Consider the following 14,020-nt stretch of genomic DNA (forward strand, 5'->3'; position numbering starts at 1 on the left):
AAATGTTGGATTCAAACAGCTCAAATTTATGAAAAAAAATCGATGTAATCCTGCTTTTCGGAGCGGGTGGCAAAAACTCTATCTTATGATGAGATTAACACTATTCTTCCTCATTTTGGGGTTGTTACAGGTTTCGGCCACTGCATATTCCCAACAGACGAACCTAAATATAAAAATGGGGAATGCGAAAGTTGAGGAGGTATTGAAAAATATTGAAGATCAGAGCAACTATTACTTCCTGTATCGCTCTGACATGTTGAAAGAGATTCCGACCGTTAATGTCGACCTGTCTAACGCCAAAGTTGAGCAGATTCTCGATCAGATTCTTCTTCCCTACGGTTTCTCGTACGAGATTGATGACCGGATCGTGGTGATTAAAAAAGGCGACGAGCAGCTGAATAATTCCAAGCCAGGACAGCAGCAAAAGAAAGTCACCGGTAAAGTGACTGATAGGGAAGGAATTTCTTTGCCCGGTGTTTCGGTCGTTGTAAAAGGAACGACCATTGGGGTTATCACGGACATCGACGGGCGTTTTGTTTTGGATGTTCCGCAGGATGCAATTTTGCTGTTCAGTTTTATGGGTATGGAGCCTCAGGAAATGGTTGTTGGCGACCAGGCCATATTTGATATTGTGCTGAAAGAATCATTAGTTGACATCGATGAAGTCGTCGTTGTTGGTTATGGACAAATGCGCCGCAGCGACCTAACCGGTTCGGTGGTGTCGGTTTCGAGCGATGCTATTTCCAAGTCGGTTACTACTTCGGTTGACCAGGTTTTGCAGGGACGTGCCGCGGGTGTTCAGGTACAACAAAACAGTGGTGCGCCGGGAGCGAGTTCGTCAATCCGCATTCGTGGTATTGGCTCGCTGAACCTGTCGAACGAACCGATTTATGTGATCGACGGCGTTATCATCGATGGTTCTACTTCTTCGGAAACGTCGAACCCACTATCTTCCATCAACCCATCCGACGTTGTAACGATGGATGTTTTAAAAGACGCTTCGGCAACAGCGATTTACGGTTCACGTGCGGCAAACGGTGTTATCATCATAACCACAAGGCGAGGTCAAAAAGGTGAAGCCCGGATAACCTACGATGGCTATATGGGCTGGCAGGAAATGCCAACTAAGCTTGACCTACTCAATCTGCGGGAATATGCAATGCACAAGAATGATCGCGCTGCCATGGGGATTGTGGAATACGACAATAATTTTGTTCGCCCTGATTTGTTGGGTGAAGGTACCGACTGGCAAGAGGAATTGTTTAACACAGCCATGATGAACAGCAACAACCTGTCGGTTGCAGGGGGTACTGAGAAAAATACTTACGCCATGGGAATCGGTTATCTGGACCAGGATGGTATCGCCATCGGTTCGGGCTTTAAGCGTTTGAACCTTCGCGGAAACTTTGATACGCAGGTGAAGGAATACCTGAAAGTAGGGATCAACTTTGCTTTCAGTAATTCAAAACAGAAGACTACCGTTTCGGATGATTCCTTGATTAAAACAGCCCTCAAGCAAACACCGAACGTTGCTGTTCGCAACGCTGATGGTAGTTTCGACGGACCGGATACTGATCAGTATGTACAATCAAACCCGGTTGGTTTGGCTATGTTGAAGGATAACCGAAATGAAAAATTCAACATTCGGGCAAACACCTTCATGGAGGCCACCTTGGTGAAGGGTTTGACATACAGAACTGAATATGCAATTGACTACGGTGTGGGGAATGGCTACAAATTTACTCCCACGTACACATTTGGGGCCTTGTCAAACGAAATTCGTGAAGGTTCCCGTTCAAAGAGTTTTTCGAAATACTGGAGCTGGCGTAATATTTTGACTTTCAATCGCGAATTCGGAGTTCATAATATCAACTTCATGTTGGGGCAGGAAATGCAGGAGTCGCGCTACGAGTACCTTTACGGCTCGAGAACCGGATACCTGACAAACGGGGCCACCGACCTGGATGCCGGAGACGCCACAACAGCAACCAACTCCAATAACAGTTGGGAAGCGTCTATTGCTTCATTCTTTGGACGTTTGTTTTACTCGTTTAATGACAAATATTTGCTGACAACTACCTTGCGTTATGACGGTTCTTCAAAATTCCACCCCGATAACCAATGGGGTTGGTTTCCGTCGGCCGCTTTGGCCTGGAAGATTTCCAATGAAGATTTCTTAAAAGACAATGCGACCATTAATAACCTGAAACTGCGTTTAGGCTGGGGTACAGTTGGTAACGAAAACATACCGGCCAATGCTTATTCATACACCGCAACCTATGTTTCTATCCCGACAAATTGGGGAACTGGTTTGCTTGCCGGTAACACGCCCAACGAGGAGTTGCAGTGGGAAACAACTTACTCAAGCAACATCGGTTTGGACTTGAACATGTTTCAAAACCGCATCGAGTTTATCGCCGATGTTTATTACAAAAAGACGAAAAACCTGTTGCTGGCTTTGCCCTTGCCCGGCTATGTCGGAACTGAAGGACAAGGCGCAACATCTTCACCCTGGGTGAATATTGGCTCACTTGAAAACAAAGGTTTCGAGTTGACACTAAACACGGTCAATGTTGACAAAGGCGACTTCCAATGGCGTTCAAACCTTGTCTTCTCGATGAACCGAAACAAAGTACGTTCGCTGGACACCGAAACCAGCATCATCAACAAAACCATACAGGAAGGATCGGAAATTACGGTTGTGACCCGTACGGCTGTCGACGAGGCAATCGGTCAGTTCTACGGTTACAAAGTGATTGGACGCTTTGAAAAGGCTACGGATTTCTACTATAAAAACAGCGCCGGAGAGCTTGTACCAACAGCGCTTCCGGAAGACATGGCCATTGGTGAAAATGGTGTGTGGATTGGCGATTACATGTTTAAAGATATGAATGAAGACGGTGTAATCAACGAGGAAGACCGGACATTTATCGGCAATCCGGAACCCGATTTCATCTTCGGTATCGGTAACACGTTTGCCTGGAAAGGTTTCGATTTGAATGTTTACCTGACCGGTTCGTATGGAAACGAGGTTGTGAACTATCAACGTCGCTGGCTCGAGAATCCGCGCGGAAATACCAATTTACTGAAATCTGCATTGGGTTATGCCCATCTGGATTTGATTGATTCGGAAGGCCCGAATGACTACCGCAACATTGAAATTGTAAGCGGTGATCCTTACATGCCTCGTATGGCCGCTTCATCTGCATCGTCAACTTCAAACTTCCGCTTCAGCGATCGCTTTGTGGAAGACGGTTCCTACCTGCGTATTCAAAGTATATCGCTGGGATACAATTTCCCGCGTTCGGTCACCAATAAGCTGGGGGTTGACAACCTGAAAATTTATACTAACCTGCAAAACGTATACACCTTCACCAAATACTCCGGTTATGATCCGGAAATTGGTTCGACAAACCAGGATGCACTGATGACCGGAATCGATAATGCCCGGTACCCGTCTCCCCGAATTTATACGTTTGGCTTAAATGTAACTTTCTAACTGAAAACGAGACATGATTATGAAAACACATAAATTGATATACACTTTGGCGATCGCGTTTTCGTTGCTTGCAACTGCATGTGATTCGTTTTTGGAAGTTTCGCCGAACGATCAGATTACCGGTGATAATTTCTACCAGTCTGAGGAAGACTTCCAGGCAGCAACAGCGCCGCTTTACAACAAGGTTTGGTTTGACTTCAATGATAAGTTCTATTATGGCTTGGGTGACGGCCGCGCTTATAACTTGTATGCTCCCTATTCCGATTACATTTACCCGTTCAGTGATTTAACCGAGACCGGATTGACAGGACCTTTGGTTTCAGCCTGGCAATCTTTCTACAATGTTATCCAGCAATCGAATCGGGTTGTAATCGGGATTAAGGGGAGTAGTGTTGAAGACGAAACCAAAAACAAATACATTGCCGAGGCCCGCTTTATGCGTGGTGTGGCGTACTGGTATTTGGCTTCTCTTTGGGGAGATGTAATTCTTTGTGAGGATCCGAATGAATTGGTGAATAACCCGATTGTGAATACCAACCCGGTAGATCAGGTTTACGAATTTGTGATGCGCGATTTGGAGTTCGCGGCGAAGTATCTGCCCGAACAGGCGGTTAACGACGGCCGGTTGACCAAGTACAGCGCTTATGCCATGTTATCGCGTATTTATCTTTCGTACGCAGGCTTGAGTGGTAATCCGAATAGCGGGGCGAGAGATTCCGAATACCTGGATAAAGCTAAAAAGGCGGCAGAGGTTGCCATAAATGACGGGCCTTACCAATTGATGGAAGACTATGCAGACCTGTTCATGATTGAGAATAACAATAATTCGGAATCAATTTTTGCACTTCAATGGGTGCCATACCTGAATAATTCAACCGGTTACGGCGTCATCAACACACAGCAAGCCTATTTCGCTGCCGGTTCCGAAATTACGGGCGATGATGCTGCCTGGGGCTATTGGACCCGTGCTTCATACGATATTTTGGTTCAATATGAATCGGATGATGTGCGCCGGAAAGCGACCTGGATGGGCTATGGCGATCAATATGACGAAATCAACAAAGCGAACGGTGGCTACACCTACGAAAAAACCGAAACGGCGCTGAATGTGAAAAAAGGCGTTACCGGTTCAACAAAAGACAATGCCAAGATTGCACGCATGAACTCAGCTTTGAATACGTATATGATGCGTTTGGCTGAGGTTTATCTCAATTATGCCGAAGCTGTTTTAGGTAATTCCGCAGCTACAACCGACGCAACTGCTTTAGGCTATGTGAATGAGCTTCGTGATCGTGCCGGCTTGGAAGATCTGACTGAACTAACCGACAAGAATCTTCACAAAGAACGTCGAATTGAGTTGTGTATGGAGGGCCAATACTGGTATGATCTTGTTCGTCGTGCCTATTACGAACAACAGGAAGTAATCAACGACATTATTCTGCAGGATCGGGGAACAATCCAACCATTCACCTACGAAACTTCAACAAACACGCTGACCGATGATGATAGCAGAGACGCGGGATCCCGCTCAATCGGCAACATCGATGCTAGTATTTTCCTGTTGCCCTATCCGGAATCGGAAGTGGTACAGAACCCGCTGTTGAAGGAAGATCCTGTTGAATATCATTTTACAGAAGAGCGAATTACTGATCTGTTCTAACCAACTAAAACTGAATCGAAATGAAATACATTTTTTCAACAAAATACCGTTGGGCTTCAATTGTTTTTCTCGGATTGTTGCTGGTCGGAACTATGTTTCCCTCTTGCAAGGATGACGACAATACCGGTGGCCCGATTACAATCACTAAAGTTTACCTGGAGGATGCTTCTTCCGCAGTGCCCGATCGCGAGGTTGCATTTGCCCGTTTGGGACAGTTGTTGCGCGTGGAAGGTTCTGGTTTTACAGGCTTACGGGAAGTTTACATCAACGGCTATTCGACTTACTTTAATCCTGTGCTGGTTTCAGATAACTCGATGCTGGTGAGCGTGTCGCGCGATACCCCGACCGTTGATGCCGATCCTGAGCTTCGCAACACAATTCAGATGCTAAACGACAGCTACAACGTCACATTTGATTTTGAGATTCGGGCTGAAGCTCCCGAGATTAGCAGTATCTCAAACACTTTGCCTTTGGCCGGTGAGTCGATCACTGTTTATGGCAGCGGTCTGGTCGAAGTAAATAAGGTTGTTTTCCCGGGTGACATCGAGGTGACCGATGGAATTGTATCCGATGACGACGGAGAATTCTTTACGGTAACCGTACCTGATGGAGTTTCGGACGAAGGTGGGTCTTTGTTTATCGAATGTTCGAATGGTGGAGCCTATTCTCCCGCTTACTTCAACTTCAAGAATGGAATTATTCTTGACTTTGACGGCATGGGATCGCAGGGTTACTGGGGGAGTGCTGCGAGCATGATTCGCCCGGAAGATTTGGCATCGGGCAGCATCGGTACCGGAAATGTTTCCCAGGGAACTTATGTGCCGCATCGCCCCACTCGAATCAGTTCGTTCCCTGCTGCTAAAACCCGGAACTCGGAAGTCTGGACAGCCGGTAATGGTGTCGACGATTGGCGTGGACAATTGACACCGTACATTCCGGCAACAACACCGTTGGATGAAGTAGCATTTCAGTTTGATATTTATGTGCCTGAGGAGTGGTCCGGTTCGGGTTACCTGAAAGTTTGTCTCGTGAATGGTTTCAACGGTGGCGAGTGGAGCGGACTTTGCTACAATTACGTCCCTTGGATTGTGGATGAAGAGGTGGAGCCATACAAAACTGAGGGCTGGACAACTGTAACCATTCCGCTTACCGCTTTCTACAGTTTCGAAGATGGCGATTTCACTTTCGAAGACGTGTTGGCTGCCCGCGAGTCGTCCAGTTACAAAAACTTCGGTTTCTATTTCGAAAATTCTGATTTCAACCTGGGAAATATTACCGGCAGCGACAGCGATAGTGAGACTGAATTCCTTTCAGCTGAAACCTCGGTTGACGTTTACACGGATAACTGGCGGGTTGTTTCGCTGGTAACGCCCGTCTACAGTGATTTCCCGGATGAAGAATAACCTCTAAACTTATGAAGATGAACTACAAAAATATATTACCCTTCGCCGCATTGGCGGCCATGATGTTCAGCTCGTGCGAAGACCAGATCATGGACTGGACAAAGGATCCCTCGAAGGGAGAAGTGACAGTGGCCGAGCTTCCGTTGGAGCTGGCCGAAAAGATTGAGCGCTACGACGCGTTGAAAACCTACACCGATTTCACCCTGGGAGTTGGTATTGGATTGGATCTTTATATGAATGACGAAACCTATCGCAACATCGCCAATGCGAATTTCGATGAGGTGACTGTTGGATATGCGATGAAGCATGCCGCAATGGTTGAATCTGATGGTTCGATTGATTTTGACCCGGTGGACGCTTTCATTACCAAAACCAAAGAAGCAGGCTTGAGTACATTTGGACACACTTTGGTGTGGCATCAGAACCAGAACGCGGCCTATCTGAATAACCTCATCGCAGCGACAATTATTCCAGGACAAGCGGGAACGAACATCATCAGTAATGGTGACTTTGAAGCCGGAACATTGGATCCCTGGGGTGGATGGGGTAACGGCTCCACCCGCGAGGTTTCCGCGAGTGGTGGCGGTCTGGGAGGCTCCGGTTATGCCATGGTGCTGACTAACCCAACTGCCGCTAATCTTTGGAGTGCTCAACAGCTTTACACTTTCGACGCGCCGTTGGAGCAGGGCAAAGAATATAATTGTTCCTTCTGGGTGAAAGCAAGTTCCTCGGCTGTGATTCAAGTGGAACTTCAAAGTGCCAACTATTCCGCGAATTATTCCGGAGGAATCGACGTTGGAACAACCTGGACACAAGTGAACCTGACCTTTACGCCAACAGCAGCCGATCGCACTCGTTTTATCTTCGACTTCGGGCAATCGGCAGCGACCTTCTATATCGACGATGTGGTGTTTATGGAGGCGCCAACAAATATGGTTAGTAATGGTGATTTTGAAACTGCGACTCTGGATCCCTGGGGCGGTTGGGGCAACGGTTCGTCGAGAGCTGTCTCTGCAGATGGTGAAGGATTTGACGGAGCAGGTTATGCGATGGTTCTGACAAACCCAACAGCTGCAAACCTTTGGAGCGCTCAGCAGGTTTACTGGTTCGATCAGGCCTTGGAACAGGATAAAGAATACAACCTCTCGTTTATGGTGAAAGCAACCTCTAGTGCTGCTATTCAAATCCAGTTACAAAGCGACGACTACAGTGCGAACTATTACGGCGGTATCAGTGTCGGCACCAGCTGGTCGCAGGTTCAATTAACCGTAACTCCGTCGACAGCTACCCGCACGAAACTGGTGATCGACTTTGGGCAGACTGCTGCTAGCTATTATTTTGATGATATTGTCTTTACGGCAGAGGGTGGAGGTTCCGGCCCGACAATCATAGAAAAGACTGATGAGGAGAAAGCCGAAATCATCGGGGATGCCATGGAAAGCTGGATTGGAGGAATGGTTGATCATTACAAAGCAGATATTCACGCCTGGGATGTGGTAAACGAACCGATGAAAGGTAGCGGGGATGTTCGCGACGGTTCCGATGATTATACAGCGGGTGAAGAGCCCGACGATTACTTCTCCTGGCCGTTGTACCTGGGCAAAGACTACGCTGTCATGGCTTTCAACCTGGCTCGTCAGTATGGTAACATCGACGACAAACTGTTCATCAATGATTACAATCTGGAGTCCAGCCCGGCAAAGCTTCAGGGGCTGATAGATTATGTAACCTACATTGAAGCACAGGGAGCAACCGTTGACGGAATCGGAACCCAAATGCACATTTCAACCAGCACGGATAAGGACCTGATCAAACAAATGTTCCAGAAACTGGCCGATTCGGGTAAGTTGATTAAGATCTCCGAGTTGGATATTGTTGTGGGCACGGCCTCTCCAACAGCAGATCAACTCGCTGCACAGGCTGATATGTATCAATATGTGATCGATCAGTACCGCGAGATCATCCCTTCTGCGCAGCAATACGGAGTTACCATTTGGGGAATTTCGGATAATGAGCAGGAACACGAGTATTGGTTGAGTGGTGATGCACCAAACTTGTGGGATGCAAACTATAACCGGAAACATGCTTACAAAGGGGCAGCCGATGGCTTGGCCGGCAAAGATGTGAGCGAAGATTTCTCGGGCGAATTGCAATATTGACCCTTCAACTCTTCCCATATAGCAGAGGTAGTTCTTCGGAACTGCTTCTGCTGTTTTATTTTTAGCGGGATAGGCCCGAAGCGTTCTTTGAATTCTGAAATGACAAAATCACCGTTTTAGGGTTAGATTTCATTTCTCATCAAAAAATTGATAATATTGCTCTGCCGTGAAAAGGTTATATGGGAGTCCTCGATCGAAATAACTTTGGTTTGACAGACGAATCGTCCTTTGAACGATTTTTCAAAGCGAATTACCAGCTGGCATGTCTAATTGCTCTGCGCTATGTAAAAAGCGAGCAGATTGCCGACGATATTGTGCAGGAAGTCTTTGTGGCACTTTGGCAGAAAAGAGATGAGTTGACGATTCGATCCAGCCTGAAAAGTTACCTTTTCAATATGGTACGTAACCGAAGTTTGAATTACCTGAGGGATGAGAAACAGATGGACGAGATTACGGAATCAGCTGTTTCATCAGAATTGATCGATGATCCCAACAATAATTTCTCAGAAGAAGAATTGGCTGTTCATATTTCCAAAGCAATCGATGAGCTGCCTGCCCAGTGTAAAAAGGTCTTTCTGTTAGCTTATCATGAGCGTCTCACCTACAACGAAATTGCGTCGACTCTGAATTTGTCCAAGAACACCATTAAAACACAAATGGGCATTGCTTACAAAATGATTCGCTTCAAACTTTCCGCTTATTTCCTGAATCTTTTTAGTTTTTCGTTCGGTCGACGAAAAAAATAATAGTCTGTAATTGTCTTGATATTCAGTGTAAAGTGAATTTGCATTGAAAAAAAATCCGTTGGGCTTCACCCTATCGGTGTCTTTTTGTGTCAAAAGAGTGAAATGACAGAACAAGCAAAAAATAAGTGGGAAGAATTGGCTGCGAAGCTGCACGGCGAGAAAACAGATGACTCGCTGCGGTTTGAAGCGAACGATGAGGATTTAAAGATTTCGCAGCAAATTCTGGATGCGCGCGACAAGGTAGCAAAACTGCGGAACCTGAAATCGACTGACAAAGCTTGGAGAGAAGTGAAAGGCAATATGAAAAACAGCCGGAAGCTTTGGCTCAGCTTTGCCAAATATGCAGCCGTTTTTGTGGTGGCCGTGCTGCTGACTGGCGGACTGTTTCTAATCCAGTCGCCTTCAGAAATGCCGGACACTTTTGCCTGCATCTCTGCACCCAACGGTCAAATCTCGAACGTGACACTTTTCGATGGCACAAACGTGTGGTTGAATGCCGGATCAAACCTGAAATACAAACAATCCTTCGGCAGCGAAAACCGCGAAGTTTACCTGGAAGGTGAAGCCTTCTTCTCAGTTACGAAAAACAAAAATATTCCTTTTATCGTGCATGCCGGTAACTCGGCCGTCAAAGTGCATGGTACCCAGTTCAACGTGAAAGCCTACCAAAACGAGCCTGTGATTGAAACAGTATTGGTTGAGGGACAGGTTGAATTCATGTCGGATAACGACGATGTGATGATGAAGCCCGGACAACAATTGCTTTTCAGCCGCGAATCGGGCAATGTGGAAACCAAGCAGGTTAATACGGATGAGTTTACATCGTGGAAAGGCGGGAAAATCTACTTCAACGACGAGACGCTGCAGAACCTAACCAAACAGCTGGAACGTTGGTACGAAGTGAGCTTTACATTTCAAAATGAAAAGATCAAGAATTACCGTTTTTCGGGTGTAATCAACAAAGACCGCTCCTTAGAGTACACGCTCCGAATTATCCAGCAGATTAATAAAGTGAAATTTGAAACCAATAAAGAACAGATTGAAATAATGGACAAATAAAAAAACAGGCCGGTGATGTTACCAGCATCATCCGACCTAAAATTTCAAGCCTGTTTTACCAGAACAGGCCTAATTAAGTAATAAAACTCAAGAACAAACTTATGAAAAAAAATCAGATCTATCCGCCTGATTGGCAGGGGTATTTCGTACCTAAACTATTCTTGTGTATGAAACTAACAATCTTCTTATTCTTTTTGAGTATGTTGGGTGCTACGGCAAGTTCCTTTTCCCAACAAGCCAAATTCAACCTTCAGCTGAAAAACACGACGATCAAGGATGTGTTGGATGAGCTCAAAAGTCAAAGTGATTACCAGTTTTTTTACAGTAACGATGATTTTGATGTCAGCCGCCGTGTTGATGTCGACCTGAATAATGCAAGCATTGAGAATGTGCTCGAACAAATTCTCGGAGACATGGATGTCTCTTACAAAATTGTCGACAAATCAGTAATTATTTCTAAAAGCGACGTTGTGTGGTCGTTCGATCAGCAACAGCAGCAGATCGTTTCCGTTAGCGGAACCGTGTCGGACGCGACAGGTCAGCCGTTGCCCGGTGTTACCGTTGTTGAAAAAGGAACGACAAACGGGACCATTACCGATTTCGATGGTAATTATATCTTGAAGAACATTTCAGGTGCTTCAACACTGATCTTCTCATTTGTTGGTATGGAAAATATTGAAATGCCATTGGACGGAAGATCACAGATTGATGTGGTGATGCAGGAGCAAACCATTGGTTTGGAAGAAGTTGTTGCCATTGGTTATGGTGTTCAACGCAAAGAAGAGGTTACCGGTTCTGTTTCTTCTGTTGATGCGGAACAAATGAAAGAGATTCCGGCAGCAAACGTTTCTCAAGCTTTGCAAGGACGTGTTTCCGGTGTTCAAATGACCCAAACATCATCCAAGCCAGGGGCTTCGATGCAGATTCGTATTCGTGGTACCCGCTCTCTGAATGCAAGTAACGATCCCTTGATTGTACTGGACGGAATACCGTTTGCGGGTTCTATTAACGATATTAGCCCAAGTGATATTAAGACCCTCGAGATCCTGAAAGATGCCTCGGCTACCGCAATTTATGGTTCCCGCGGTGCCAACGGTGTTATCATTATCACGACGAACAAAGGTAAAATGGGGCAGAAAGCAACTGTCACCTATGATAGCTACGTTGGTCTGAAAACACTTTTCTCCAAATACCCGATGATGGGCTCCTCTGATTTCATAAAACTTCGCGAGTATGCTGGTCTTTACTCAAATGGTTCTGATGAAAGTGATGATGTGAGCACGGATTGGCAGGATTTGTTGTTCAAAAACAGTATGGTCACTTCTCACGATGTTGGTGTATCCGGCGGTACAGAAACCGGAAACTACAGCTTTGGCATAGGCTATTACAAAGACGAGGCTTTGGTGCCAGAGCAAAATTATACACGTTTTTCAATTCGCTCATCTTTAGACCAGCGAATCGGAGACCACGTCAAAGTTGGTTTCTCGACAAATAGCAACTATTCGATTACCAACGGTAGCGACTTTAGTCTTTACAATACCTTGGCGACAACTCCGATCACCGATCCATATAACGAAGACGGATCATTAAAAACCCGCGTGAATGTTGCCGGGATCGACGACATGTATTCTTATACAAGAGAAGGGATAAAATCACTTGGTGATGCCTGGGTAAATAAGTCGTTAGCATTTGGTTCGTATAACACAATTTACGGCGAACTTGCAATACCCGGAGTTGAGGGGCTGAAATATCGGTTGAATATTGGCTTAAACTTCCGCACAACAAACGACGGTGACTACACCGGAGAAGGTGTTTTCAATTCAAGTGAATCAGCAGCTTCTGTTGCGACGATCGGAAACTCGCTAACCACGAACTGGGCTGTCGAAAACTTGGTAACCTATGATCGCGTCTTTAATAACAAGCACAACTTCAATTTTGTAGGTCTTTATTCGGCAGAGCAAACGCACTATCACAGTTCTGTTGTGTCGGCTACCGGTATTCCTTCAGACCAATTCCAGTTCTACAACTTGGGGCAGGCTACCGATGAAATTACGATTGACCCGGATCAACAGGGTTATTACGAAGCAGGCTTGAAATCGTTGATGGCACGTGCCATGTATTCATACAACGGTAAATACATGTTAAGTCTTGCTGTTCGTTCCGACTGGTCATCCCGTTTGTCTCCAAGTAATAACAATCATACTTATCCCGCTGTGTCGGCCGGTTGGAACATTGGCGAAGAAAATTTTATGGGTAACCTGAAAGCAGTCGACAGATTGAAACTGCGTGTTGGTTACGGACAAACGTCAAACCAGTCAGTTGATCCTTACTCGACGCTTGGATTGTTGAGCTCTTCACCATACAACTACGGAAGCCAATACGTAACCGGTTATTATGTTTCAGAACTGGCTAATGATAATCTTGGATGGGAGTATTCAGAAACTTACAACGTTGGTTTGGATTTCGGTTTGGCGAATAGCCGCATAACCGGTACAATGGAATACTACATTCAGAAAACAAAAGATATTTTGTTTGATGTGAGCCTTCCAAGTACATCTGGGGTTGAAAGCTACACGGCAAACATTGGTCGTTCTCAGAACAAAGGTTTTGAACTATCTCTTAACGGAGTAATCATGGAAGACCACAACGGCTGGACATGGGATGCCGGAATTAACATCTATGCAAACCGCAATAAGCTAACAGGTCTGGCTTCGGGAGTAGAGCGCGACGAGTCAAACTGGTGGTTCGTAGGACATCCGATTGATGTTGTATATGACTACAAAAAGATTGGCATCTGGAACGAAGGCGACGCAAATATGTCTGTTTTAGAACCGAATGGCCAGGCAGGTGATATCAAGGTCGAATATACCGGCGATTATAATGAGGACGGTACGCCAACACGACAAATTAATACCGACGATCGTCAGATCATTGATTTGGAGCCAACATTCCAGGGAGGTTTCAGTACTCGTGTTGCGTACAAAAATGTTGATCTTTCCGTTGTTGGAGACTTCAAGTCGGGAGGAAAACTGATTAGTACACTCTATTCTTCGAATGGTTATTTGAACATGCTGACTGGACGCCGGAATAACGTTGACGTTGATTACTGGACAGAATCGAATACCGATGCGAAGTACCCAAAACCAGGCGGTACGTTGGCAGGTGACAATCCAAAATACGGAAGCACATTAGGTTATTTCGACGCTTCTTATCTGAAAGTGAGAACCATCACATTGGGCTATAATTTCAGTCGGGACGGTTGGTTGAAAGATGCAGGTATCAATAAGCTGAGACTGTACTTTACCGTACAAAACCCATTTGTACTATTCTCGCCATATAACAAAGAATCAGGTGGCGATCCGGAAACGAACTCTTATGGCGACGAAAACCAGGCAGTTTCTACTTCATATGCAAAACGTCTCTTGGTAATTGGTACAAACTCACCATCTACGCGTAATTTCTTATTTGGTATTAATCTGACTTTCTAGAACCTG

Annotated in this window: 7 protein-coding genes; all 7 read left to right on the forward strand. The window is 45.6% G+C overall.

All coding sequences use genetic code 11. The features are described from left to right. Window positions 1-85 precede the first annotated feature (85 nt). Window positions 86-3,499, forward strand: a complete 3,414-nt coding sequence (locus BC643_RS13465) for a TonB-dependent receptor (RefSeq protein ID WP_170154550.1) — start codon at window positions 86-88, stop codon at window positions 3,497-3,499. Window positions 3,500-3,518: 19 nt separating this feature from the next. Beyond that, the gene (locus BC643_RS13470) at window positions 3,519-5,159 is read left to right on the forward strand and encodes a RagB/SusD family nutrient uptake outer membrane protein (RefSeq protein ID WP_120274278.1); all 1,641 of its coding nucleotides are present in this window, start codon (window positions 3,519-3,521) and stop codon (window positions 5,157-5,159) included. Between the two features lie 20 nt (window positions 5,160-5,179). Beyond that, window positions 5,180-6,562 carry a glycan-binding surface protein gene (locus BC643_RS13475; RefSeq protein ID WP_120273585.1) on the forward strand — a complete coding sequence of 461 codons (1,383 nt, stop codon included), beginning with the start codon at window positions 5,180-5,182 and terminating at the stop codon, window positions 6,560-6,562. A gap of 17 nt (window positions 6,563-6,579) precedes the next feature. Then, on the forward strand, window positions 6,580-8,721 hold the full coding sequence (locus BC643_RS13480; RefSeq protein WP_120274279.1) for an endo-1,4-beta-xylanase: 2,142 nt from the start codon (window positions 6,580-6,582) through the stop codon (window positions 8,719-8,721). Between the two features lie 179 nt (window positions 8,722-8,900). Continuing rightward, window positions 8,901-9,467 (forward strand): RNA polymerase sigma-70 factor, encoded by a 567-nt coding sequence (locus BC643_RS13485; protein WP_120273586.1) that lies wholly within the window; start codon window positions 8,901-8,903, stop codon window positions 9,465-9,467. Window positions 9,468-9,569: 102 nt separating this feature from the next. Further along, complete coding sequence (locus BC643_RS13490) at window positions 9,570-10,526, forward strand: FecR family protein (RefSeq protein ID WP_120273587.1); 957 nt, start codon at window positions 9,570-9,572, stop codon at window positions 10,524-10,526. 167 nt (window positions 10,527-10,693) lie between these two features. Further along, window positions 10,694-14,014, forward strand: coding sequence for a TonB-dependent receptor (locus BC643_RS13495; RefSeq protein WP_245994957.1), 3,321 nt, complete (start codon window positions 10,694-10,696; stop codon window positions 14,012-14,014). Window positions 14,015-14,020: the final 6 nt, after the last annotated feature.

This window comes from Mangrovibacterium diazotrophicum (assembly GCF_003610535.1).
GTDB classification, from domain to species: Bacteria; Bacteroidota; Bacteroidia; order Bacteroidales; family Prolixibacteraceae; genus Mangrovibacterium; species Mangrovibacterium diazotrophicum.